At 68.8% G+C, this 25,446-nt stretch carries 13 protein-coding genes; 4 read left to right on the forward strand and 9 right to left on the reverse strand.

All coding sequences use genetic code 11. The annotated features are described in order from the left end of the window. Window positions 1-3: 3 nt before the first annotated feature. From AC3IPM_RS10340 to AC3IPM_RS10350, 3 genes are read right to left on the reverse strand one after another with little or no spacing between them, the layout of a single operon-like run. Window positions 4-414, reverse strand: a complete 411-nt coding sequence (locus AC3IPM_RS10340; RefSeq protein ID WP_489299763.1) for an ExbD/TolR family protein — start codon at window positions 412-414, stop codon at window positions 4-6. 3 nt (window positions 415-417) lie between these two features. Further along, on the reverse strand, window positions 418-2,199 hold the full coding sequence (locus tag AC3IPM_RS10345; RefSeq protein ID WP_489299764.1) for a DUF2341 domain-containing protein: 1,782 nt from the start codon (window positions 2,197-2,199) through the stop codon (window positions 418-420). A 33-nt stretch (window positions 2,200-2,232) separates the two neighbouring features. After that, window positions 2,233-3,861 carry a ShlB/FhaC/HecB family hemolysin secretion/activation protein gene (locus AC3IPM_RS10350; RefSeq protein ID WP_489299765.1) on the reverse strand — a complete coding sequence of 543 codons (1,629 nt, stop codon included), beginning with the start codon at window positions 3,859-3,861 and terminating at the stop codon, window positions 2,233-2,235. Window positions 3,862-4,045: 184 nt separating this feature from the next. Here AC3IPM_RS10350 and AC3IPM_RS10355 point away from each other — a divergent pair, with 184 nt between their 5' ends. After that, window positions 4,046-4,357, forward strand: a complete 312-nt coding sequence (locus tag AC3IPM_RS10355) for a hypothetical protein (RefSeq protein WP_489299766.1) — start codon at window positions 4,046-4,048, stop codon at window positions 4,355-4,357. A gap of 5 nt (window positions 4,358-4,362) precedes the next feature. Here the strand turns inward: AC3IPM_RS10355 and AC3IPM_RS10360 are convergent, their stop codons facing one another. Further along, window positions 4,363-4,809, reverse strand: coding sequence for a hypothetical protein (locus AC3IPM_RS10360; protein WP_489299767.1), 447 nt, complete (start codon window positions 4,807-4,809; stop codon window positions 4,363-4,365). 114 nt (window positions 4,810-4,923) lie between these two features. Between AC3IPM_RS10360 and gspH the strand changes: the two genes are divergently transcribed. From gspH to AC3IPM_RS10375, 3 genes are read left to right on the forward strand one after another with little or no spacing between them, the layout of a single operon-like run. Beyond that, window positions 4,924-5,370: a type II secretion system minor pseudopilin GspH gene (gspH, locus tag AC3IPM_RS10365; RefSeq protein ID WP_489299768.1), complete on the forward strand. Its 447-nt coding sequence runs from the start codon at window positions 4,924-4,926 to the stop codon at window positions 5,368-5,370. Continuing rightward, window positions 5,367-5,720 carry a type II secretion system minor pseudopilin GspI gene (gene gspI, locus AC3IPM_RS10370; RefSeq protein ID WP_489299769.1) on the forward strand — a complete coding sequence of 118 codons (354 nt, stop codon included), beginning with the start codon at window positions 5,367-5,369 and terminating at the stop codon, window positions 5,718-5,720. Before gspH ends, gspI begins: the two co-directional genes overlap by 4 nt. Then, window positions 5,717-6,322: a PulJ/GspJ family protein gene (locus AC3IPM_RS10375; protein WP_489299770.1), complete on the forward strand. Its 606-nt coding sequence runs from the start codon at window positions 5,717-5,719 to the stop codon at window positions 6,320-6,322. The genes gspI and AC3IPM_RS10375 overlap by 4 nt, the downstream gene beginning before the upstream one ends. A gap of 186 nt (window positions 6,323-6,508) precedes the next feature. On the opposite strand, the gene AC3IPM_RS10380 is transcribed toward AC3IPM_RS10375, so the two are convergent. The 5 genes from AC3IPM_RS10380 to gspD all read right to left on the reverse strand — a co-directional run bounded on the left by AC3IPM_RS10380 (window position 6,509) and on the right by gspD (window position 25,430). Then, the gene (locus AC3IPM_RS10380; protein WP_489299771.1) at window positions 6,509-18,940 is read right to left on the reverse strand and encodes a filamentous hemagglutinin family protein; all 12,432 of its coding nucleotides are present in this window, start codon (window positions 18,938-18,940) and stop codon (window positions 6,509-6,511) included. A gap of 165 nt (window positions 18,941-19,105) precedes the next feature. After that, window positions 19,106-20,278 carry a substrate-binding domain-containing protein gene (locus AC3IPM_RS10385; RefSeq protein WP_489299772.1) on the reverse strand — a complete coding sequence of 391 codons (1,173 nt, stop codon included), beginning with the start codon at window positions 20,276-20,278 and terminating at the stop codon, window positions 19,106-19,108. Between the two features lie 193 nt (window positions 20,279-20,471). Then, a complete protein-coding gene (gspF, locus tag AC3IPM_RS10390; RefSeq protein ID WP_489299773.1) occupies window positions 20,472-21,671 on the reverse strand; it encodes a type II secretion system inner membrane protein GspF in 1,200 nt (399 codons plus the stop codon). Between the two features lie 10 nt (window positions 21,672-21,681). After that, window positions 21,682-23,115 carry a type II secretion system ATPase GspE gene (gene gspE, locus AC3IPM_RS10395; protein ID WP_489299774.1) on the reverse strand — a complete coding sequence of 478 codons (1,434 nt, stop codon included), beginning with the start codon at window positions 23,113-23,115 and terminating at the stop codon, window positions 21,682-21,684. Then, window positions 23,112-25,430: a type II secretion system secretin GspD gene (gspD, locus tag AC3IPM_RS10400; protein ID WP_489304094.1), complete on the reverse strand. Its 2,319-nt coding sequence runs from the start codon at window positions 25,428-25,430 to the stop codon at window positions 23,112-23,114. Before gspD ends, gspE begins: the two co-directional genes overlap by 4 nt. Window positions 25,431-25,446: the final 16 nt, after the last annotated feature.

Here is a 25,446-nt window from a genome sequence, read left to right on the forward strand (position 1 = left end):
GCGTCATCCCTGCGGCTTTCCGGTGACCAGCCCGACCTGGGCCAGCTCCAGCTTGCGCAACAGGTCCAGCACTTCCACCACGCGTGCGTACTGCACCTGGGCATCACCGCGCACGATCACCGGGAAATCCGGCGTGGTGGCGCGCTGCGTGCGCAGGCGGTCTTCCAGTTCCGGCAGGCTCACCGGATACGCGTCCAGGAACACCTGACCGTTGTTGTCGATGGTGATGGCCTTGGTTTCCGGCTTCTCCAGCGGCACCGCGCTGCTGGCCTTGGGCAGGTCCACCTGGATGCCGGGGATGCTGGCGTTGCTGGTCAGGATGAAGATCACCAGCACCACCAGCAGCACGTCGACGAAGGGGGTGACGTTGATCCCCTTCTCGCGCTTCTTGACGCCGAACGATGCGCGGGCCATGGCTCAGGCCTGCGCCGCGTCGGCCAGCGCGTCCTGTTCTTCGGCCAGGCGCGCGGCGAACTCATCGATGAACACGCTCATGTCCGCACCGATCGCATCGGCACGCGCGCCCAGGTAGTTGTAGCCGAACAACGCCGGGATCGCCACGCCCAGGCCGGCGGCGGTACACAGCAGCGCGGCGGCCATGCCCGGCGCCACCGAATTGATGTCCACCGCACCGGCCATGGCGGCCACCACGAACACCAGCATGATGCCGATGACGGTACCGAACAGGCCGACGTATGGCGCCCCTTCGATGGTGGTGGACAGCCAGTTCATGCGGTTGGCCATGCGCTCCTGCTCGCGCACCATCACCGCATCCATCGAGGCACGGATCGCGGCGATGGTGGCGGCCGAGAGGTAGCCACGATGATCATCGCGTTGGTGGCGCTGGCGCATCTCGTCGATGGCCACGCGGTAGATGCGCCACAACGAGGCATCGCGGACATCAGCCTCGAGCTTGCCCTGCCCTTCCATCTCCGACAGCGTGCGCAGCGGCGCACCGGCGAGCTGGCCGAAGGCGGCATTGAAGGCGGCATTGGCGCGGCTGGTACGGCCGAAGTAGCGGCCCTTGGCCAGCATGATTGCCCACGACACCAGCATCATCAGCCCCAACAAGGCCACCACCACCCAGGCATCGAGCGGCATTGCCTTGAGGATGAAGGCGAAGTGGCTCTGCCCGGCCGACTGCTCGTCGGCGCCATAGCTGACCATGCGCGAATCGGCGCCCTGCAGCTGCGCATCGGCCTGCAGCAGCGCCGCCGGGCGGGCTACGCGCGACAGCCGCACCTCATCGATGGCGCCCTCGAACGGCGACAGCGTGCTGGTGCTGCCAGCCGCCACCGCACCGATCACCGCGGCGCTGTTGAAGGCCGGCAAGGCACCGGCCAGCTGGGCCACCGCACGGCCATTGAGGTACAGCTGCAGCTGGCCCGCACTGGCGGTCAGTGCGACATGCGCCCACTGCCCTTCCGGGATGGGTTGTGCGAGTGCACTGCGCTGACCGTTGAGCTCAACGAACGGCACGCGGTTGTCCAGCCCGACCAGCAGTTCGTTGCCGCCTTCCGTGCGGCTGTACAGCACCTGGCCCGGGGCGGCGCCGGTCGGCTTGATCCATGCCGAGAAAGTGAAGTCCTTGCCCGCCTCCTGCGCCAGCGAGGCACTGGCCGGCAACGCCAGCGGTGCCGCACCAAGCTGCACACCGCGGCCGATCACACTGCCTTCGGCCGACGGCAGCACGGCACTGGCACTGTTGCCGTAGGCGGTGCTGTCGCGCGCGGCGCTGTTGGCCTCGGCGAAGTGGTAGACCAGCGTGTAGTCCGGGTCGAACACCTGCTGGCCGTTGTGGCTGGCCGGTGCCTTGGCATTGCCGTAGTACATCCAGATCGTCTGCGGTGTGCCTGCCGCCACGCTGGGCACATCCACCCAGACCAGGGCGATGCCGAGCAGCGGGTCGAACTGTTCGATCTGGTGCGCCAGCACGGTGCGGCCGTCACTGCCGATGAAGCGCAGGTCATTGCCGCTCTCGTTGACACCGTCAAAGCTGAAGTTGCCGGTATGCAGGCGCAGCAGCACGGGGGTACGGCCGGGATCACCGGCCAGCGCACCGCCCTGGGGGCCGGCATCCAGCGTGATCGGCTTGCGGTACTGCCACTCGGCCTGCCACCAGTTGGCATCGGCGGCCGCCGCGGGCAGCGCCGAGAGCGCCAGGGCCAGCAGCAGGAATCGGGAAAGGAAACGGGCCATGCAAGAGTTCTCCGGTGGACGCGCGCGATCGGGTCAGTAGCTGGTGCTGAGGTTGAAATGCAGGTGCGGGTCGTCCTTGGACGTGGTCGGCCCATCGCTGTAGGGGTAGGCGTAGTCCAGGCGCAGCTGCAGGTGCTCGCCGAGGCGCACCGACGTGCCGATGCCCACGGAAGCCAGGTTGTACTTGTCGCGCTGCTCGGGCAGCGGTTTGCGCAGGCGCAGGTAGGCGGCATCGGCGAAGGCATACAGGCGGGCGTCCAGCCCGCCCCAGCCCTGCCACGCCGGCGTGCGCCATTCGAGGTTGGCCAGGCCGCCGTAGTCGCCGATCGCCTCGGCCGACAGGTAGCCACGCACGGTATACATGCCGCCGGCGGCGAACTGCTCGGCCGACACCAGCGGGGTGTCGGTCAGTTGCAGCGAACCGCGTGCGTACCACTGCCAGTTGTTGGCGAAGGTATGCGTGTTGGAAAGCTCGCCCTTCAAGGCGACGAAACTGGCATCGGACTTGTAGCGCTTCTGGTCGAATTCAGCGACTTGGCTGCCGTAGCCGAACAGACGCCGGGTGCCGACCACCAGTTGGGTACTGAAACTGAGCTGGTCGCTTTCGCCCTGGCGCACGCCGGTCATCGCCAGGGTCACCGGTGCGTATTTGAGCGGCGTGAGCAGCGCATCGCTGCCCATCTGCACGTTCTCTTTGGTGTCCTTGAAGTCCACGCCCAGGCTGAGCTGGCGCCACCAACCGGCGCTGCTGGGCACGCTGTAGTTCACCTTCAGTCCAAGCGAGTGACCATTGCCGATCACGTTGGTGCTGCTGCCCGCGCCCTGTGCACCGCTGGCCAGCACCTGGCTGTCGGAGGTGTAGCCACTGAACTCCAGGCTCCACGGCGACTGCCCGAACGGGGCCACGTAGGAACCGGACAGCACCTTGGCCTGGTCGGTGTCCTGCGGGGCGACATACACGCTCAGGCTGGCGCTGTGCCCGCGCTGCCACAGGTTGTCGTGGCCGATCGAGGCGCTCAGGCGTAGGTCTTCGGTATCCACACTGTGGTCGTTGTTGAGCGCGGCGCTGGCCCGCCACGGCGACTGGTCCTGCACCTGCAGGTCCACGTCCATGGTGCCGGGCAGCGCACCTTCGCGGACCAGCGGCATCACCTGGCGGCGCCCGCCACGATTGAGTGCGGCCAGCTCGGTCTGTGCCTTGCCGAAATCCGGCACCGTGCCTTCGGCCAGTGCCGGAACCTGCTCGCGGATGCGCTGCGGCGAGTCGTAGCGGGAACCCACCACGCGCAGCCGGCCGATCGGCGTCTGGGTGACCTTCAACAGGACCACGCCGCCACTGACCTGCTGCTCCGGCAGTTCCACGTAAACCGACTGGTAGCCCGCCGCCTGGTAGGCGGCATTGACCGCATCGCGGGCCTTCTCGACATCGGCCATGCTCCGCCCGGGCCCGAGAAACGGGGTGACCGCGTGTTCGATCTGGCGCGCATCGAGCAGGCTGTTGCCCCGCACCACGTACTCGTTGATGGTCAGGCTGCCCGCCGCTTCCTGCACGCCCGGCGCGGTCTGTGCGAACGCCGGGCCGGACAGGCCTGCGGCGAGCGCCAGCAGCAACGGTGCGAGCCGGGGTTGGCGATGATCAATGCAGCGTCGGCGGTGGATCATGTGGAGGCAATTCCCTGCGGGTCGTCAAGCGGAGGTGCACAGCGTGTCGATCTCTAGTGACAGGACGCAGCCGACGCGGCAAAGCCGCCAACAGTTTTGTGACACCACTGTCATATGCGCCGTCAGTGGCGGCTTCGTCGCACCGTGCCCGTCTTTGCAGAACACGCACAGGAAACCCGCGCGCATGTCTCATCCGATCCGGCTGTTGTGGATGCTGGTCCCGATGCTGTCCGCAGCGGCAGGCGCACAACCCGCTGCGCCTGCGCCGGGCAGCTGCATCGAGGTGCACGTCAATGGCGAGCGCGTGCCAGCCTATGATTGTCTGCAGCGCAAGCTGACCCCCACGACCACGCCCGCACCGGCAAAACTGCCCCCCGGTGACACGCTGATGCGCACGCCCGGCAATGCCCTGCTGCAGTACAACCACGAAGGCACCCGGCAACGCATGGGCAGCGCGTTCGGGCAGTCGGTCGTGCCGCAGCGCCCTGCGCGCTGAGGCGCTCAGCGTGCGCGCGGCGTGGCCATCCATTGCAGCCCATCCAGATCCGGTTCGGGCAGGCTGGGGACGGCGAGCGTGCGGCGACTTCCGGCAACGTCGAGTACGACCTGGCGTGCATCCAACGACACCAGCCGGGTCGACGGGCCCAGCCGTTCCCCTGCGGTATAGGCCTGTGCGGTGGCGCCGTTGACCGACAACAACGCCAGCGACCGGGCGCCGCCACTGAGCACACCGGCCACCTGCACGTCGGTCTGCACGCTGCCTGGCGACATCAGCGCGACCAGCGCGGTGTTGGGCGCCAGCGTCGGCACCGCCAGCGGTGCCGCGGCCGTGACCGGCAGGGTCGGCACGCCGCGCAGGGTCCAGCCGGCATACCCCACCGCCACCGCCAGCAATGCCGCTGACGCGGGCAGATTCCAACGCTGCTGCCATCCCCTACGTCCGTGCATGCCTGCGCTCCGTGGCCGGTTCCAACCGATGACGCTAGCAGCCGTCGCTGACGCTTTTGTTTCATCCAGCGCGCCTAGCCTGTGCAGACGGCGACCGGGAACGAGGTGATCAGCATGCACGGCAAGCGCAGTCACGGATTCAGCCTGATCGAACTGATGGTGGTGCTGGTGATCATCGGCATCTGCTCGGCCACGCTGGGCATCGGCATGGGGCGCCTGTTCGACCCGGCGCGGCAACTGCAGCAGGACGCCGAACAACTGGCGCAGCGGCTGGCCACCGCGCAGCACGAGGCCCGTATCGACGGGCGCAGCATCCGCTGGCAGGCCGATGCGCAGGGCTACCGCTTCCTGCGCCAGCAACAGGGACGCTGGGTGGTCAGCCAGGATGAAGCACTGCGCCCGCAGCGCTGGCAGCTGCAGCCGCTGCAGGTACAGCCGCACTCCGCACTGCTGCTCAGCCCGGAATGGTTTGGTGGCCGCTGGCAGCTGCGTCTGTCCGCACAGGGCCGCCAGGTGCAGCTGGGTGATGATGGCAGTGGCCGGATCGAGGTGCAGCGATGAAGCGGTCGGCTGGATTCACCCTGATCGAAGTTCTGGTCGCATTGGCCATCGTGGCCGTGGCCTTGGCCGCGGTGATGCGTGCCACCGCGGTGGCCACCGATGACCAGGCGCAACTGCGCGATCGCCGGCTGGCCTGGTTGTGCGCACAGGACCGCTGGGCCGAACTGCGCCTGCAGGCCCAGCCGGCCGGCGATGCGCGCTGGCAGTGCCAGCAGGGCCGCTGGCGGTTCATCGGCGTGCAGCAGCGCGGCACCAATGCGGAGGGTCAGCCTGAGATGGCGTTGACCCTGTTTGCCGAACACGATCCGCGTCGTCGGCTGCTGCACCTTGTGCAACCGTGGTCGCCATGAACCGTCATGCCCGCGGCTTCACCCTGGTGGAAGTGCTGGTGGCGCTGGCCGTGATGGCCATCCTGGGCCTGGTGTGCTGGCGCGCGATCGACAGCGTGACCGCGGCCGACCGCCGCCTGCGCGCCGCCGATGCCGAACTGGCTGGTGTGTTGAAGGTGCTCGACCAGTTCCAGCGCGACGTTGAACGCCGTGCCGAGCGTGACGTGATGCAAGGGCCATTGCTGGCCGACGATCAGCCGCAGCGGTTGCTGCCGCTGTCGATGACCAGCGAACGGCGTCCGGATGGGCGCTTTGGTCTGGACATCACCCGCCGCGCTGCCGAGGTCGATGGGCAATGGCAGCGTGTGCAGTGGCAGCAGCGTGGCAGCGGGTTGTGGCGTTCCAGCGCCGTGCCCGCCGACCATTACCCGCTGCCTGCGCCGCCCCAACAGGGGGTGCAGGTGCTGGCCGATGTGCGCCGCTTCGAGGTGCGGGCGTGGCGCCCGGGGAGCGGCTGGCAGCGCCTGCCATCACTAGCCGAAGGCCGGCCGGCGCAGGGCCTGGAGTTGATCGTGGAAACCGCCGATGGCCAGCGTTTCCGGCGGGTGGTGTTGCTGCAGTAGGTTCTGCCCTGCGGTGCCGGCGACACTCCTTGTCGCCGGGGTTGGAACGCGCTGGATGGTGGCCTCCTGCCGCCATCGAATTGCCAGGGGGCGCGCTGTGCGGGGGACTCTCCATGCCACCCCGCGGTTCCCTGGCTGGGACCGGCGCGCTTCCCAACGCGGCGGCCCGATCTGCAGATGTCGCCATTACTGTGTGCGCGGTGCCTTGTCCGGTGCCCGCGCTTCGGCATCGCCCGGGCTGGAGAACTGGAACGCGCTGTCCGGGTCGTAGCGGCTGGTTGGCGCCTGTGCCGGCGGCGGCGGGTCCACGCTGCCACTGCGGTTGCCGAAGCCCAGCACCTGCACGCTGATCACCGAGGGCATGCCCCGGCGCGCCGCGTCCTGGGTCTGGCGTGCGGTTTCCTGCGCCGCCTGGGTGGCACTGTTGGCCGCCGCGCTCGCCGACGCCAAGGCGCTGACATTCACCGTCGCAAGCACCGGCAGGCCCTTGCTGTCACCCTGCACCTGGATGTTGGCGGCGTTGAGCACCTGCAGTGCGGCCAGGTTGATGTTGCCCGAGACGCGGATACCCGCTTCACCGGCGTCGATGGTGCCCAGCGGTGCGATCAGGTCCACGTCGCCCGGCGGCACTTCCGCAATGGGGTTGAGCGTGGCGATACCGGCGCCGCTGGACGGCGTGACCGGTGCCAGGCGCACGTTGCCCCAGGCGTCGTACTCACGGCGTGGCGCGGTGTACACCAGCGTGGTGCGGGCGCCGCGACCGGCATTGATATCGCCCTGTTCGGACCAGGCGAGGACGTCGCCACCGAAGGTGGTCATCACCCGCGACAGGCCCAGCAGCACGCTGTCCTGGCTGAACAGGCGGATATCGCCCTGCCCCTGCGTGACCAGGCCCGCCGAGGCCGGCGGCACCACGCCCTGTACGCCAACGACAATCTGCCCGCCCGGTGCCAGCAGCTCGATGTTGCCGCCGGCCTGGCTGCGCACACCGGCACCGCCGTACATGACGATGTCGCCGGGACGTGCGGTCACCGCGCCGTCCGCCGCCTTGTCGGCGAACAGCGTGGCGATGGCGTCGCGGCCGCGCAGGTAGGAACCGGTACGCGGGCCGTCGGGATCGGTGTACTCACGGCCAGCGGCGCGCAGCTCGGCGAAGTAGACCTCGCGCAGGAAGATGCGCTGCTGCACGTCCGGCAGCGCATCGAAGTAGGCCAGCGCAGCGGTGTCATCGCCGGTGAAGCCGAAGCGGTCGGCCAGCCACTGCTTGAGCTCGGTGTCGTAGACCTTGGCGGCCTTGCCCGGCTGGTCGGCCAGCGGCTGCTGCAGATCGGCCAGCTGCGCGGCACCGAAGTAGCGCGCGCGCAGTGCATCGAAGTCCACATGCTGGTTGCCGGCGGTCAAGGCGATGCTGGCGCCCGCGCGCTCATCGCCCTGCAGTACCGGGCCGAGGCTGGTCACGCTGGCGCGGTCTTCCAGGCGCAGCTGGCGCCCGGCACTGACCTCGACGTTGCCCGGTCCCGCCACGCGCACGTTGGTGTGCACCATGTCGCGGCCGGCCTCGATGCGGCTTACGTCGGTGCCGGTGCCGTGCAGCGCGACCACGTCGCTGGCCAGGATGTCGCGGCCAGCGCGCATGTCCACCGGGGCACCGGCTTCCAGCCAGTCGGTGACGCTGCGTAGCTGCGGAGTGATGTTCTGCAGACTGCGCTGACCGCCCGTGCTGACATTGACGATGTCGCCGTGTACCGCATAGAAGCGGCTGGGCGAACCCGTTCCGAGACGCGGGTTGCGCAGGCGCGGGGTGTTGGCGCCGAAGGCGAACAGCGGCTGGCCGGTAAACAGGCCGCCCCACCGCATACCGTCGACGGCGATGTTGCCGAACGGCAGCTGGGAGCTTCGTTCGGCAGCGAAGGCCGGGTCGAACGGGGATGGGAGACGGGCATCGGCGCCGGAGGTACTCAGGACCGTACTACTCTCACCACCCCAGATGGAACCCTGCGCCAGCACCTGCAGCCAGCCATCGGCTGCAGGTGCGGTCTGCATCACGTTGATTTTTTCATCGAAGCTGCTGGCCAGTTTCACGTTGCCGTTGGCGGCTACCACGCTCAGCCGCGAGGGCTGCATCCAGTACACCAGCGCGTCCCCCGTGCGGGTGTTCCCAGGCGTTTCGATCGCGGCATTCCAACCGGCAAGCGTGCCGGCCCCGGTCATGCCCGGGGTCAGGTCGCCGCCGGCTGAGAACAATTCGATGGCGGTATTGGGGGTCCACAACGAGAACCAGCTGGTGCCTGCCATCAGGCTGCCGTTCTGGTGGGCCACCTGATTCAGATACGGCGTGCGTACCCGCCCGGCATCGCCGGTGCCGCCCAACACCACGTCGCCGCGTGCCTGCAGGCTGGCGGTTGCATCGCCGAGCACCAGCATCGGGCCGGCCATCGCGATGCCGCCATCGGCGCTGAACGGGTCCGTCGCCCGGATCGCAGTGGCCGCGCTGCCGTACCCACTGGTGTTGTACCAGATGCCACCAATCTGGCTGCTGCTGAGCTGAATCTGCCCACGCAGATTCACCAGCGTGCCGTTGAGATCCAGATCCTGGGTCGGGCCGGCGATCTTGGCATTGCTGGCGCGCAGATTGGGATTGAAGGCACCGCCACTGCGCAACTGCAGGTCGCCCCCACCTGTCTGCACCAGGCCATCGGCGGTCACGCGCCCGGTCGCGCCGACGGCAGCGATCAAGGCCGTGCTGTGCGTGACCAGGTCACTTTCCTGCAGCGCAGACCCCATCGCATCGACCACGCCCATGTGCCGGCCCGCGTCGATGCTGACGTTGCCGCCGCCCAGGGCGCCCAGGCCGGTGAAGCCCACCAGCCGCGGCGAGGAAATGGCACTGACATCGTCGGTGTAGAGATAGCTGCCGAAATTGATCCACCAGCTGGTCGGCACCGGCGCCACCCCCACGGTGGAGCCGGTGCCCTGCCGCCACAACCAGCTGCCGACCGCAGCGTTCGGATAGCCGGCCGCATCACGCGAACCACGCGCACCCGGCCCACCACTGGCCGCTGTCTGCGCCCAGGCATCCCCGGTGACATCGCGCCCGGCGGCCACCCGCAGGTTGCCGCCGTGGTCGGGGTACCAGGCCTGCCATGCTGCCAGCGCCGGATCATACTGACCGTTGCCCTGGCCCGGGCCGAGCAGGCTGTCGCGCTTGGGCATCATTGCACTGGTTCGATTGAATCCCGCATCCAGGCCGTTGCCCAGCTGGGTCTGTACGCCCGCGGTATACACGCCGAAGCTGGAGCTCATGCGCACATCGCGCCCGGCCAGCAGCTGCAGATCGCCACTGCCGGTACGCAGCACGCTATGTGCCGGCGTGCCAAAGCGCTTGCCATACACCGTCACTTCGGTTTCGCTGCCGCCGCCGTAGCAGTAGCCGGCGGTGGCGCAGAACGCTTCCAGCGTCATGCCCCAGTAGTCGGCCAGGTCCTGCGCCGGTTTGCCGACGTAGGTCAAATCGCCCCACATCTCCAGCGAGCCCTTTTCATCGACCAGACGCGGTGCGGCCATGCAACTGGTGCCGTCGGCGCACATCTCGTCCTCGGTCATCTCCCAGTAGTCGGCCAGCTCCTTGACCGGTTTACCGGCATAGCTGGTGTCACCCCAGTACATGATCGAACCGGCCTCGCTCATGACGCGGTCACCGACGAATTCCACCTTGCGGTCGACCGTGGCGATCGCGCCATAGTGGCTGTCAGCCAGGATCAGGTCGCCACGCCCGACGACATTGCGCGTCTGCCGATCCGCCGCATCCAGGTCGGCACCGGCCACGGCGCTGACGTCCCACGACGTGGTGCCTTCGGGCAACATCGGGGCCAGTGCCCAGTTGCGTCCCTGGCGGCCTTGCGCATCGACCGGGCGCAGGTTGATGGGGGCGTCATTGGCCAGTTCCAGCTTGGTCATCGACGGAATCAACGCGCCACGTGCCAGGTTCAGCGCGGTGGAGAGACGCATTTTGGCCGGCAGCGCAACACCCGCCGGCCACTGGTGCGGCGCTACGTCCACGCCGCGCCCGAGGCGGAATCCTGCCCCGATCCGAGCGCCGGCCGTCAAGGTCACTGCATTCTCAAGCAAGGTTCCGGCCGCCAGCACCTGGCCGCCGGCCGTGGTCACCTGGGCCGACAGCACACTGCCGGCGGGAAGCAGCAGATTGGAGGCGAGCGTCATCTCGATCGGCACCGTGGTGCCGGCCGGCAGGCTCAGCTGCCCCACCGGGATGGCGTAGTTGAGCGTGGCACCGGCCGGGAACTCGGTCCCGGCCTGCACCTGCACGCCGTCGTTGGGAATCACGATATCGCCGCCGAACGGATTGAAGCCATCGCCGTTGTAGCGGCCTTCAACCAGCGTCCAGCCGGCATCGTCCGGTGATAGCGGCGGCGGGGCGAAACCATCGTTGATGCTGCCATGGATGCTCAGGTTGCCGGCTGCGCGCAATACCCACGCGCCGGACTCACCGAAGCCGCGCCGCGCCGGGTCGGCGCGGTTGGATTGCGGCCCGTAGCGGTAGCCGGACAGGTCGATGTCGCCGACCACGGCGAGGTTGCCGTCCGGATTGGCGGCACTGACCTTGCCCACGACTTCCACGCCGGGCCGCAACCGCGCCCCGGCGATGGCCAGCAGCCGTTGCCCCAGCGCGGCGTTGCCCAGCGCGGCGTTCATGTAGGTGCTGCTGTCGGCATCGATGCCGTCCATCCAGGCCTGGGTGACCAGCTGCGGCCGGTGCCCGGTGACATCGGGGACGCTGGCCAGCGGCGCGTCGTCGTAGCGACGGAACGCGTTGACGAAGGTGCTGGCGACACCGTCCAGGCGGATCGGCGCGGTCGTGATCAGTGCCGCATCATCGGCGCCGCGGCGTGGCACGTTGAGCGTGACCGTGCCACGGGCACGCCCATCGTTGCGCCCAGGCGCGGTGCCCACGGCGATGTCGGTTCCGCTGCGCAGATCGATGCGTGCCTCCGGACCCAGCACCACTTCACCGTCGGCAGCGGTCAGTTCAACGGTGGCGCGGTTCGGTGCATCGATGATGCGGCCATAGCTGTCCACGCGCAGCTGGCGGCCGTGCGCATCCAGCGTGCCGGCAATGCCGAGGGTGTCGCGCGCGGCCAGGCGGATGCTGCCCACCTGTTCGCCGCTGGCGTCGATGCGGCCGTTCACCTGCAGACTGCCGCCATCGACACTGATGTCCACACGCCGCGCCTGCACCTCGTCACCGATCTGCAGGTCGCCCTGTTTCAGTTGGAACTGGCGAAGGCCGCTGACACCGTCGCGGTTGAGGCGCAGGTTGAGGCCACTGAAATCGGTCAGCTGTTGCGCGCGCACGATCAACTCGCCGCCGTCGTACGGCACCACGCTGCCCGACGCGGCATAGCGGCCGGTGGCGTGGCCGAGCAGTGTGCCCGCCAGGTCCACCCGACCTGCATGCTCACCCAGTGCGATCACGCTGAGCCGGCCACCGCGGTTGTTCTGCGCGGACAGATCCACGCGCGCCAGGGCGTCCATGCGGATATCGCCGGCGATGGAGCGCAGTTCGGCATCGCCGCCCCAGCTGTATTTGTCGACATCAAACAGGCTGACCTTGCGCCCGGACAGGTCGATCCAGCTGTTGGCGCCAAGCACCACATCGTGTTCGGCCTGCGCCTTGAAGCTGCCCGAGGCCAGCGCGATATGTCCGTCCAGCGCGATGCGATCGGCCTGCAGCGACAGTTCCGCGCCGAGCGCGTCATTGCTGCCAGCGCCCTGCCCGCGCACCGCCAATGCGCCGCCAGCAACCACCTCCAGCTGCGCACCGGCAGAGCCGGTCAACAGCGGCGCGGACAGGTTCAGATTTCCGCCCTGATACCGCCACCCCTGCCCGGTCACATAATCACCTTGTGACTGGTGCACCTGCAGAGTGCCGCTTTCGGCGAAGCGAATCTCACGGTCCGCGCGCAGTTCCACGTCCGCAAAGCCCAGCACCTGGCGCGTGGCCTGGCTGTGCGAGCCCGGTCGTGCATACGGTGCGGCGCCCAATGTGACCTGCTCGGCCTGGAGCTGCAGGCTGCCCGCACCCAGGCGGTCACGCAGCGCGGCGGCAGGCACGGGTGCGCCGGTGCTGCCCGGCTCTCGACCGCCCACCGGTGGATTGCCGGACCAGATCAGCTCTTTCGCGAGAATCCGCGCCACGTCGGTCGCGGTGCCGTAACCATGGATCGCCGATGCCCCCAGGACCAGCTGCTGCAGCCCCGCCTTGCCGGTCGCGCCACTGCGCGTGTCCAGCTCGATGCTGCCAAATACGTTGATGGCATCGTTGGCGGTCAGGCTGAGGGTCTGCAGCGCCGGGGTTCCAAGCGCGGTGTTGCCATTGAGCAGGTTGGAGAGCACCTGCTGGTTCATGCGCAGCCCCGGCGGCAGCGCGCCTTGGGCGGCGGCTGCATCGATCGCTGCTGCGCTGCCCAGGTTGATCGAGGCGGTCGCCAGGCCCAGATGGCGTGCGCCGTAGGCGGCCTGGTCGGACAGGACGAAGCTGCCGTTGGTGGCAACGCCCAGGCTGCCGCCGCTGAGCAGCTGGGCCTGGCCGTTGCAGCTGGAAAGACAACTGCCCACCTGGAGGCTGGCGCTGCCGGTGGGTGCATCGCTGGCGAGCAGATTGACCCAGCCATTGGACAGCGCCAGCACCGCCGAGCCCGAGGCCCGATAGTAGATGCCGGACGTGCTGTCGTAGGCGGGTGCACCCATGCCGAGCGTGCTCAGCGTGGCCCCTTGCTCCACGATCACGCCACGGCCCCCATCGGCCGCGGTCAGCAGAATTTCCGGCGCCCGCAGCTGCACACCGTCACGGATCACCACGGCATTGCTGCTGGCGGTGATCGCCAGCGCCGGTGCGGCGTAGGTTTCCACGCGCGCCCTGCCACCGATCACCAGCCGACCCGGCTGCAGGGCGTTGATCGCATCGGCCTGCAACACGATGCCCTGCGCCAGCACGGGTGCCTGTGCACCGGCAACCACTTCCAGCCCCTGGCTGAGATCGGACAACAGCGACGCCGTGCCAGCGCGTCCCTGGCTGCCACTGGCCGCACTGAAATTGGCGTGGCCCAGCATGCGCAATGCCGGGCTGCTGCCGCGACCGGCGTTGTCGAGGAAGCGCAGTTGCAGGCTCATCGCGTCGGCGCTGGTGAACCCCACCGGGAGCCCAAGCCGACTGGCATCGTTGCGCACGAAGCTGTCGTAGCTGGTCTCGTTGTAGCTGGAGTGCCGCCGCACCTGCGCCGCCGGTGTCAGCAGCACCGGGTTGGGCAGCCCAGTAGCGGACGCCCCGAAGGCCGAGCCCTGCTGCGCACTGGCCAGCCACGAGCCGGTGCCGGTCGCCAGGGGCGCGCCGAGGGCGGTGGTCGCCGCCGGGCCGATCTCGATGCGGAACGCGCCGGGCTGCAGTGCGTAGCTGGCCGGCAGCAGGGTGTAGGTTCCGGCAGCCAACCCGGGCACGCCTGCGCCAAGGGTGATCTGGCGGCCGATCTGGGGCACGGCCGTGCCCTGTTCGAGCCCCACCGGTGCCTGTGCCAGCTGCGCACCGGGCAGGATGGCGAACACTTCGCTGCCCGCCGTGCTGAAACCATAGGTGGGGTTGGCATCGACCATGGCCGTGGTCAGGATGTCCACCGAACCACCGCGGCCTGCCACGAACGCCGCACCGTCGAGCTGACCGCCACCGGACAGGTCCAGCAGCGCCCCGGGTGCCACGTCCAGCGAGGATCCGGTGAAGTTGATGCCACGGTTGTCGCCGATCGGATTGCCACCGGCCGGCAGCGGTTCCACCGCATCACCGTTGAAGGCATAGCGCAGTCCGTCCACGGTGCCGCCGTAAGGCAGTCGCAACCCATTGGCGCTCACCGAGGTGATGCTGCCCGGCTGCAGGCGGACGTGTGCGCCCTCGCCCTTGCTGGAGGCCGGCTTTCCGCTGAAGTTGATCTCGCCCAGGGGCGCGCGCACCACGCCGCCCTGTTCGATCTGCGCCCCCACCAGGGTCAGCCGCCCGAACACGCTGGCCGGCATCCCCGGCGCGACGGCGGCGGCCGCGTGGATGCGCAACAGGCTGGTGGTGTCTTCCAGCAGATCCAATGCGCTGGTCACGCGCGCGGCCCCCACGCCCACGCCAAGCCGCGCGACGGCGTGCGTGGCCGGGTAGATCTGTGCCGCGGTCAGTTCCAGCGCATGTGGCGCCAGCAACTGCGACATAGGCGCGAACAAAGCGCGCAGCAGCCGGATATCGCCCTGGCTGCGCAGGTCGACCTGGTCGAAGCTGCCCAGGTAGGTACCGTCACGGATATCGATCAGCTGGGCATCCACCCGCAGGGCATGGCCGTCGTCGCGTGCCGATGGCGCCGCGTTCGGGTACCGGTTGGTTTCGCCCGGCAACAGCTGCCAGCGTGTCTGCGCCAGGCGCACGTAGGGCGCCTGCAGGTTCACCTGGCGCTGCGCGGCCGCACCGGCCGTGATGCCGAGTCCGTTCAGCCCAGCGGTGTCGGCGCCATACAGGCGCAGGCTCTGCGGCAGGCGCAGGCTCAGGGTGTCGTCGATACGCAGGTCGGCGAACAGGGACAGGTGGTCGAAGCCGCCCGCGGCGATCTGCGCACTACTGAGCTCGGCATGGCCGAACTGCAGCGTGGTCGGCAGCGCGGTGCTGCTGTTTTCGTTGCGCAGGGTCAGTGCACGCGCGCTCAACAACTGCGCATCCAGCGGCTGGTTGCCGCGGTACACCGCGCCACCGAACGCCACGCCCAGCGTGCCGCCATTGGCGCCGGCACCACCGGCGGCCGCGCGCAGGTCGCCCTGCAGGTACAGGCCGTCAGCGGAGCGGATCGCGATGGTACCGCCGTCGCTGGCGACCTGCTGGCGCCCCTTGCCCTGCACATCGAGGGCGGCGACCGCACCGGAGGCGTCCAGACGCGCCCCCTGCTCGACCACCACGAACGCATCGGGTGGACGGTTGACGATGCCGTCCTTGTCCTCCCAGTCCAGCGCCCCACCGATCTCGATACGGCCACCCGCATCGACTCGGCCATAGCGCCCGCCGGCGGCATCGATGGCACTGTAGGCCGCACCGGAGACGTCGAGTACGCCTTCGCTGCCGATCCGGTACTGGCGCTGGTGCGCGTTGCCCTGGTAGTAGTCGGTAGCGTTACGCACGTCGTCCAGCACGATGCGGCCGGAGGCGGCACGCAGCGTGCCGTCCACGCGGATATCGCCACCGGCCAGCAACTGGATCTGCTGGCCCGGATCCACGCTCACCGTGGCACCACGACCCACGCTGATCGCGCCGCCGCTGAAGCCGCGCTGCGAGCGCAGCGTCAACGAGGCACCCTCGCGGACCTGCAGCTGTGCGTCAGTGGGTGACTCGGCGTACAACGGCGGGGTCCAGCGCTGCAGCGCCTCGCGGCCATCGGCACTTTGCGCAGCACCTTCGGCGAAGCGCAGGCGCGGACGCTGCACGTTCAATGCAGTGCCCTGCGCAACGTCCACGCCCTGCATGCCGTTGATGTCATAGCGGGCAAAGCCCAACGCGAACAGGCTGGCGTCCAACTGCAACGCTTCGGCCACCACATCGGTGCCGTCACCGATCTGGATCCGGCCGCCATGGCCCAGCTCAAGCTGGCCACCCTTGCCGGCGGCGACGCCGCTGAGCGTGCCCTGCAACTGCAGCCGTCCGCCGATATCGCCGGCCTTGTCGCTGCTGGCGATCAAGCCGATGTCGCCACCGTTGCCCGCATGTGTCCTGCCCTTGCTGTCGATCCGGCCACCGCCGTCGACCACGATGCGGCTGGCCGCACCCACGCGCACATCGCCATTGGTTTCAAACCGGGCTCGCCCGCCGTCCAGATAGGCCTGGCCGGTGGTGTCTTCGGGTGTCAGCCGCTGGTTGACCCAGCGCCCGGCCAGGTCGAGGGTGGCGCCGTCGCCGAGATTCACCCCGGCCTTGCCCTGCAGCAATAGTGCCTGCAAGGTGCTGCCCGCGCCCTCGCCAACGAACAGGTTGCCCGCCTCCACGCTGCCGGCACGAATCGTGACCGCACCGTCGATGCCCACCTGCGCCGCGGTCAGCCGCAGCGTGCCGCCATCGGCCAGGCGCAGCGCGCCGTGCACATCGATGGTGTTGCTGCTGCCCAGATCGATGCGTCCCCATTGCTGGGCGCTCAGGGTTTGTGCGTCCAGCAGGACAGTGCCCGTGCGCGCGTTCGCCGCCGGTTGCAGGCTCCAGTCGATGCCGCTCGCGGCATGCTCGCCAATCTCCACTCGGCTGTTGAACAGCGCATTGCGGCCACCGTTGGCATAGTCGCCCAGGTACAGCTGCGCGTTGCGTGCCACCGCAGTCTGCAACTGCGCGTAGCCATCGGCGCCGGCCACGGCGGCCTGGGTCTGGCGGGCACCGTTATAGACACCGGTCTCGACCTGCCCCTCCAGGATCGCCGTGGGCGCGGAGATGCGCAGGCTGCCGGCATCACGGCCGACCGTGTAGCCGTTTTCGACTCTGGTCGGCGCGGCGATCAGCGGGTTGCGGAAGGCTTCCTTGACGCCCCAGCGCGCATGGTCGACTTCATGGCCGTTGTAGACGCCACTGAACACCGCTCCGACCGGGGCGTTGTCCAGGGTGTAGAGCTGGCCATCGCGGCCGCGCAGCCAGGTCTGGTGGATGACCCCGGACTGCACATCGACGCTGCCACCGGCCAGGTTCAAGCGCGCGCCGGCCTGGGTGATGACTTCCGCGCCGCCCAGGGTGATGCTGCCGCCCTGCGCGGCCCACTCGCCGATCGAATGGCCTTGCGTGTCCAGGTAACCGCCCACCTCCAGCAGGCCGCCGGCGGCGTACCAGCGGTCGGCGGCATTGCCACCGGTGCCGGCCGGCACCAACAGCAGCTGGCGGCGGTCGACCCACATCGCGGTGCTGTTGAGCAGCCCGCTGTCGCGGTTGTCCGGGTTGTCGCGCAGTTCGTTGCCCTGCACGTTGATCTGCACAGTGTTGCTTTCCATCGCCACCTTTACCCCGGTGGCACCAGCAACGTCCAGGTGTGCGCCGTCGCGGGCCAGGGTGCGGCTGGCCGCACTGACTGCGATCTGCCCGCCCGTGGCCAGGGTCAGCGAGCCGCCCTTGAAGTCCACGTCGCCGCCGCTGACGATTTCGATGCGTGACTGGTCACGCCGGTCCTGCATGCGCGACAGGTTGTCGAACGCGCCCCGATGGGTCTGGCTGGTAGTGGTGGCCACCAGCGCATCGCGCTGGCCGTCCAATGCGGTGGTCTTGCCGTCGTCCTGGATCAGCACGGCGGTGGTGGATGCGTCGCCGAGAATGACCTGACCCTGACGGTCATTAACTGAATTGAGCAGATGGACGCTGCCGCGCTGGTTGAGGGTGGTGGTGGCCACCGCCACGCCGTCCTGGCGCACCTGGCGCCCGGCCAACGTGATGTCGCCTTCGCTGGCCTGGATCAAGCCGCTGTTGCGCACCTGACCGGCGCTGCTGCCGGCCACGATGCGCGGGGCAATTTCATTGCCGCGCGTACTTGAGGCCTGGTTTTCGCTGGTGCCCATGCCGCGCCGGATCACGAAACTGTCGCCGGCCGCCAGCAGGGTCTGGCCCTTGGTGGTGCTGATGTCACCGGCGTTGTCCACACTGCGGCCGGCCAGCAGCACGTAACCGCCGCCGCGCAGCGCGCTGTCCGGCGCATGCGTCTGCAGGCGGGCGCCGCGTTCGACCACGATCGCGCCGAAGGCCGCGGTCAGCGCGTCGGTGTTCTCATCGGCGCTGTACACCCCGCGATCGATGAACTGGCTGTCGCTGATGTGCGCTGCCGCCGCGACCAGGTTGCGGACATTGATCTGGCTGCCGCCACCAAACACCACGCCATTGCGGTTCATCACCATCACCGTGCCCGCGCCCTGCAGCTGGCCGAGGATCTGGCTCGGTCGCGCCTGCGCGTCATTGACCCGGTTGAGCACCGCCCACGTAGCCTGCTGGCCGAAGTTGAGCGTGGTATTGGCACCGATATTGAAGGTTTCCCAGTTCAGGATCGCCTGGTCGGCAGTCTGCTCGACACTCACCACCACGCGCCCATCGGCGCCCCGGGTCTGCACCGCCTCGCGTGCGTTGCGCCATCCACGGGTAAGCGGGTTGTTGTCGACCTTCAGCCCGCCGTCGGCCAGACCATCGGCCACCGGTACCGTCCCCATCTGCCAGCCTTGACGGGCCTGCAGTTGCAGGCGCTGCTGCAGCGCGATCGCCTGCGCGGCGCTGCCCAGGTTGTCGATGCTCTGCTGCAACTTGGCGTTGGCCGCCTGGCGCTGCGCATCCGGCGCATTCACCAGGTTGACCGGCATCCCATTGGGCAGCCGCCCGGTCTGCGCCGCATTGCCCTGTGCTGCCCCTTTGTTGGCGAACCATGCCGGACTGAAGGCCTGCTGTGCCTGCGCCATCGGTACCCCCATGGTGCTGAGCGCCAGTGCGACGGCCAGCGCCATCGGATGGTTGCCAGGCCGGCGTGAGGCCGCGTCGGCGGTCGCAGGGGTGCGCAGATGGGGGGCTAGCGGGTGCGACATCATGACCTCGGCAATGGCGGCGGTACCCAGGTGCTGGGCAGCCTGGCGGGACGGCTATCGGTAAGACGGTGTGCGCGGCGCAAACACGACACTCACACCGCAACCCTTCAAAACAAAGACGCCGGCAACTCGTGCCGGCGTCGGGAACTACGTTGAAGCGATGGATCAGCCGCGGCCGATACCGGTGCAGACGCCGGACTTGTTGATGGCACCATCACCGCTGGGCAGCACGAAGCGGGCGCGGATCGCGTCCTTCCAGGCCTGGTTGAGCGGGACGAAGCCATGCGCACGGATCGCGGTGTCATTACCACCGGTGTAGTGCGTGTTGAGGAACGGACGGATGGCGTTGACCACCGCGGCCACCTTGTAGCACTGGCCGAAGATCAGGTTGGTGTACCCGGCGATCGGATAACCGGCCGACGGGTTGCCGAACACCGGCACCCAGTTGGCCGGATCGGCCGCGGCGGCACCGGTCGGCGGCGCGACGGTGTCCAGGGTGGCGGTCACGCTGACTTCATCCGGCGAGTAACCCTTGACCTTGGCCACCTTGGTGGCATCGGTCAGGCTCGGGATCACGTCCGGACCCACGTAACCCACGCGGCCGTCCTGGGCATTGACGTGGTTGTACAGCGGGGTGCCGCCGGTGGCCGGCGCCGGCACGAAGTTGGACGGCGCGGTGTTGCCCACGAACAGGTTCTTGAAGGTCGACTGCACCGAGAACGCCGGTGCGCCACCCGCATTCAACTTCAGCGTGGTACCAGCAACGTCGCTGGCCAGGCACGCGGTCGCCAGGAAGCGGCTCAGCAGCTCGCTGGTGCCACTGCTTTCAGCGCGGTAGACCACTTCGATCGGGCCCGAACGGGTGCTGTCAACCTGGCTCCAGTCGGTCAGCTTGCCCGAGAACACGCCGCAGATCTGGGTCACGTCGAGGTTCAGCGCGGCACCGGCCTTGTTGAACGGGATGGTGACCGAGGTGGCCACCGACGGCAGCTGCAGCAGCGGGCCGACGTAGGTCGCCGGCACGGACGGGCTGTTGTAGGTCGCGTTGTAGGTGCTCAGTTCGGTGCCGCTGAGAACCGAGTCACTGCCGGCGAAATGCACGGTGCCGGTGGTGCCGAACGGCCCGGGGGTGTTGGTCAGGAACGCGCTCTTGCCGGTGCCCGAGCCGGTCACGGCGTAGCTGAAGCTGGACGGCAGGATGCTGTCCGGCTGGCCCTTGTAGAGGTCGGCCGGCAGCGACGCGCCGCCACCCTGCACCAGCGACTGCGCCGAGGCCGCACCGGCGGTCGCGAACAGCGCCACGGCGACCAGCGCCGCCATCGAATTGCTCTTGAACATGATCATCTCCTGTTGGGTTCTACTGCGAAGGTGAAACCGACGAGGGAGGTGCACACATGAGTCGTCTGTTGGCCTCCCAGCCCGTACTGCGACGACGAGGGTCATGCTGGTGTGCGGGCATGACCGGGACTTGAAAAAAACTCTGGAACACCGCTGAACACTGTGGAGGATGGTGTGGAACATCCACCCTGCATCACTGCACCAGCTGGTTCATCTCCATGATCGGCATCAGCACCGCGAGCACGATGGTCAGCACCACCGCGCCCATCACCAGGATCATCACCGGCTCCAGCAACGCGGTGAGGGTCATCGCGCGGCGTTCGATATCGCGCGAGATGGTCTGCGCGGCACGCTCCAGCATCGGCGCCAGCGCGCCGGTCTTCTCGCCACTGGCGACCAGGTGCACCAGGATCGGCGGGAACGCCTTCTGCACCTTCAACGCGGCGCCCAACGAGGCACCTTCGCGCACACGGCTGGCCACATCGTCGGCGCAGCGTGCCAACCAGGTATTGCCCAATGTCTGCCGCGCCGCATCGAGGGCGCGCAGCAGCGGCACGCCGGCATCGAGCAGGATGGCCAGGGTGGAGGCGTAGCGTGCACTGTTCACCCCGAGCACGAAGCGGCCCAGCATCGGCAGCTTCAGCACCCGCGCATGCCAGCCCAGGCGGAATGACGGCGTGCGCAATGCCCAGCGCCAGCCCAGCCCGGCGGCGAACAGGGCGGCCAGCCCGGCCACGCCCCACTGCCGCACCGCCGCGCTGGCCGCCAGCATCATCCGCGTGATCCAGGGCAAGGTCTGCCGCGCCTGCACGAAGGCGGTGACCACCTGCGGCACCACGTAGCTGAGCAGGAAAATCACGATGGCGATCGATACCACGCTGATCGCAGCCGGATAGATGAAGGCGGTGGCGACCTTGGCCTGCAGCGCATTGCGCTCTTCGATGTAGTCGGCCAGGCGCTCCATCACCCGGGCGAGGTCGCCGGAATCCTCACCGGCCCCGACCAGCGCCCGGTAGATCGGCGGGAAGTCACGTGGCCGCGCGCTCAAAGCCTGCAGCAGGCGCTGGCCGCTGCGAACATCGGCGCGTACCGCATGCACCGCTGCGGCCACGTGCGGTCGTTCGCACTGTTCGATCACCGCTCCCAGCGCCGCTTCCAGCGGCAGGCGCGCGGCCAGCAGGCTGGACAGCTGCCGGGTCAGCCACGCCAGTTCGGCACTGGATACGCGCCGGCTGCGCCAGTCGCTGCGTGCGCTGCGCTGCTCATCCAGGCGCAACGTGGTCAGCCCGCGCTGGTGCAACTGGCCGCGCGCGGCGCGGCCATGCTCGGCCTCCACTTCGCCGCGTTCGATGCGGCCTTGCCCATCGGCGGCCTGGTACTGGAAGCGTGCCATCGCCCTGCCCTCAGTCGTCGCCGGTGACGCGCAGGATTTCTTCCTCGCAGCTGCTGCCGTCCTCGACCCAGCGCATGCCGTCCTCGCGCAGGCTGCGCATGCCGGCCGCACGGGCGGCCTCTCGCAGCGCCGGCTCGCCGGCACCGGCATGGATCAAGGCGCGCACCGGCTCATCCACCACGAACAGCTCATGGATGCCGGTGCGGCCGCGGTAACCGGTATGCCCGCAGGCCGCGCAGCCGACCGCGCGCCAGCGCACCCTTCCCTGCGCGTCCTCCTGCGGCTGTTTGCATGCCACGCACAGCCGCCGCACGAGGCGTTGGGCGAGCACGCCGCGCAACGAAGACGCCAGCAGGAAGGGTTCCACGCCCATGTCGGCCAGGCGTGTCACTGCCGAGATCGCATCGTTGGTGTGCAATGAGGCCAGCACGCCATGCCCGGTCAACGAGGACTGCACCGCAATCTGCGCCGTCTCCAGGTCACGGATCTCGCCGATCATGATCGTGTCCGGATCCTGGCGCAGGATCGCGCGCAGGGCGGTGGCGAAGCTCATGCCGATGCGTGCGTTGACCTGGATCTGGCCGATGCCGGCGAAGTCGTACTCGATCGGGTCTTCCACGGTGAGAATGTTGCTGCGGTCGCTGTCCAGCTGGCCCAGCGCGGCGTACAGCGAGGTGGTCTTGCCGCTGCCGGTGGGGCCGGTGACCAGCACAATGCCGTGTGGCTGGCGGATCAACCCGCTGAAGGTCTCCAACGTGTCGGCGGCCATGCCAAGACGCTGCAGCTGCAGGCGGCCGGCATCCTTTTCCAGCAGGCGCAGCACCGCGCGTTCACCATGCCCGGTGGGCACGGTGGAGACGCGGATGTCCAGCGGTCGCCCGCCTACACGCAGCGCGATGCGCCCGTCCTGCGGCAGGCGTTTCTCGGCGATATCCAGCTGGGCCATGATCTTGATCCGCGACACCAGCGCGGCGTGCAGGGCACGGCGCGGCTGCACCATGTCGCGCAGCGTGCCGTCCACCCGGTAGCGCACCACCGAATGGCTCTCGAACGGTTCGATGTGCAGGTCGCTGGCGCCATCGCGCGCAGCCTGCGCCAGCAGCGCGTTGATCATGCGGATCACCGGCGCATCATCTTCGGCATCCAGCAGGTCGGTGATTTCCGGCATGTCCTGCATCAGCCGGTCCAGGTCCACCTCGCTTTCGGCCGCGCCCACCACGCGCGCGGCATCGCCGCCGTCACGATAGTGCGCGGCCAGGCGTGCCTGCCACGGGGCCTCGTCTTCGATGCGCAGCGGCAGCGGGCCGAAGCGACGGCGCAGCTCGGCGACTACCCAGGATGCGGTCCCCGGAGTGGTGTACAGGCAGGCCGCACCGTCCTCACTGGCCAGCAGCACGTTGTGCGTGCGCGCCCAGGCGAACGGCAGGGTCGGCAGCACGGTCACGGGGTGATCACCCACTCCGGCGTGTAGCCCAGCCTGCGCAGCTGCTGCAGTGCTGGATCCAGCCGCGCCGGTTCACGCGGCACGCGCACGCGCAGTTGCTGGCGGCCACTGCCGTTGTCTTCGGCAAACGCCGGCAGCTGTAGTGCGCGCAGCTGCGCGACCGCCTGCGCAGCCGCGGCCGGCTCCAGTCCGGTGGCCAGTTGCAGCAGCGCCGGGCCATCACCGGCCGGTGCCAGCACCGTGTTGGCTGCGCTGCGCCCGTCCAGCCCCATGGTGGCGCCCTGTCCCAGCACCGGCAGGTCGGCCGGCGGCAACTGCGGTGCGTCCATCGCGGGCAACGCCCAGCTGCCGGCCGGCTGCGCACCGGCCTGCACCTGGCGCATCAGGTCATAGCGGTCGCGGGTCAGGCGTTGCCCGGCCAGGGGATCGCGCACCACGTGCGGGCGCAGGAACACCATCAGGTTGGTCTTGGCGCGGTTGCGGGTATCGCTGCGGAACAATGCACCCAGCACCGGAATCCTGCCCAGCCCGGGCACCGCATCACGGCCATGACTGACGCTGTCTTCCAGCAGCCCGCCCAGCACCATGATCTGCCCATCGTCGAGCAGCACGCTGGTATCCAGTGCCCGCTTGTTGGTCACAATGCCGGTGCTGGCATTGGACCGCTGCGGGTCGATGCTGCTCACTTCCTGGTAGATATCCAGCTTGACCGTGCCGCCTTCGGAGATCTGCGGGCGCACTTTCAGCTTCAGGCCAATGTCCTCGCGCTCGATGGTCTGGAACGGGTTGTTGCTGCCGCCACCGCCGTCGGTGACGTAGCGCCCGCTGACGAACGGCACGGTCTGCCCGACCATGATGCTGGCCATTTCGTTGTCGAGCGTCATCAGGTTGGGCGTGGACAGCACGTTGGCGCCGCCGCGGCTCTGCAGCGCGTTGGCCAGGGCTTTCAGGTTGAGGATCTGGCCGACCCCGGGCAGGTTAATGGTGCCGTCGATCACGCCCAGCTGCAGGCCTTTGCCGGGGAACACATCCAGGCTCGTGCGGGCGGTGGTGTTGAGCCCGCTGCCATCGAACTTGGTGCCGCCGAACGTGCGTCCGTTGCCGAGCATCCACTGCACGCCCAGCTCATCGGCATCGGTCTGGGTGACTTCCACGATCAGGCTTTCCACCAGCACCTGCGCGCGGCGCTGGTCGAGCTGGTCGATCACCCGGCGCAGGTTGCGGTAGACCGGTTCGGGTGCCTGGATCAGCAGCGTATTGGTGGTGGGATCGGCCTGCACCGAAATGCCGTTGGCACTGAAGCCCACCGGCGCGTTGGCCGCGTCGGCATTGGCCGAGGCGCTTTCGCCCAGGCGCGCCGAGGCCAGTGCCGGGGTGCCGTTGGTCGACGGCGAGGCACCGGGCAACGCCGGGGGCATTCCCCCTTCCTGGCGCGCAGCCGGCACCGACGCGCCCGGCGCGGCGGCGGGCGCGTCACTGTGCCCGGCCACCACGCCACGCAGCACCGCTGCCAGCTGGTTGGCCTGCGCGTTGCGCAGGTTGACCACGTGCAGATTGCCGGATTCATCCTGGGCCTGGTCCAGACGCTCCACGAGCGAGCGCGCCAGCCGCGTGCGCGCCGGGCTGCTGGAGCGCAGCAGCACGCTGTTGCTGCGCGGGTCGGCCATCACCGTCACCTTCTGCCCGGCCTCGCTGCCCTGCGCTTCCAGCAACGGCGCCACCATCGCCGCCACGTCCACCGCAATGCCCTGGCGCAGCTTGACCACGTCGGTGTCCATGCCGGCCGGCGTATCGATGCTGGCGATCACCTGCGCGATCCGTTCCAGGTTGTCGGCGTAGTCGGTGATCACCACCGTGTTGTTGCCCGGATAGGCGGCAATCGGGTTGTCGGCGGCAATCATCGGCCGCAGCACGGTGACCATCGCGGCGGCGTTTTCGTAACGCAGTGCAAAACTGCGGGTGACCATCTCGCCGCCCCCCTGCCGGCCCGTGGCGGTGCTGCCCAGCAGCTTGGCGTCGGCCTGCGGCACCACCCGGCTGATCCCGCCGGCATCGACCACCGCGAAGCCCCGCATGCGCAGCGCGCCGAGCAGCAGCTGGTAGGCCTGGGCCTGGCTGACCGGACCGTCGGAGACCACGGTCATCTTGCCGGTCACCCGCGGGTCGACCAGGAACTGGCGGCCGGTGAAGCGCGCAGCCATGCGCAGCACGCCGCCGATGTCGGTGTCGACCAGGTTCAACTGCACCTGGTCATCGGCCGGCACCGCGGCCGCCAGCGGCGCGCCCGGTACCAGACTCAGCAGCACCGACAACAACGCGGCGGCGGCGACA

This window comes from Stenotrophomonas sp. GL_111 (genome assembly GCF_057835245.1).

Bases quoted from the DNA above. Each gene is read 5' to 3' on its own strand.
- AC3IPM_RS10340 (WP_489299763.1), bottom strand. From the start codon at position 414: ATGGCCCGCGCATCGTTCGGCGTCAAGAAGCGCGAGAAGGGGATCAAC.
- AC3IPM_RS10345 (WP_489299764.1), bottom strand. From the start codon at position 2,199: ATGGCCCGTTTCCTTTCCCGATTCCTGCTGCTGGCCCTGGCGCTCTCG.
- AC3IPM_RS10350 (WP_489299765.1), bottom strand. From the start codon at position 3,861: ATGATCCACCGCCGACGCTGCATTGATCATCGCCAACCCCGGCTCGCA.
- AC3IPM_RS10355 (WP_489299766.1), top strand. From the start codon at position 4,046: ATGTCTCATCCGATCCGGCTGTTGTGGATGCTGGTCCCGATGCTGTCC.
- AC3IPM_RS10360 (WP_489299767.1), bottom strand. From the start codon at position 4,809: ATGCACGGACGTAGGGGATGGCAGCAGCGTTGGAATCTGCCCGCGTCA.
- gspH (WP_489299768.1), top strand. From the start codon at position 4,924: ATGCACGGCAAGCGCAGTCACGGATTCAGCCTGATCGAACTGATGGTG.
- gspI (WP_489299769.1), top strand. From the start codon at position 5,367: ATGAAGCGGTCGGCTGGATTCACCCTGATCGAAGTTCTGGTCGCATTG.
- AC3IPM_RS10375 (WP_489299770.1), top strand. From the start codon at position 5,717: ATGAACCGTCATGCCCGCGGCTTCACCCTGGTGGAAGTGCTGGTGGCG.
- AC3IPM_RS10380 (WP_489299771.1), bottom strand. From the start codon at position 18,940: ATGTCGCACCCGCTAGCCCCCCATCTGCGCACCCCTGCGACCGCCGAC.
- AC3IPM_RS10385 (WP_489299772.1), bottom strand. From the start codon at position 20,278: ATGTTCAAGAGCAATTCGATGGCGGCGCTGGTCGCCGTGGCGCTGTTC.
- gspF (WP_489299773.1), bottom strand. From the start codon at position 21,671: ATGGCACGCTTCCAGTACCAGGCCGCCGATGGGCAAGGCCGCATCGAA.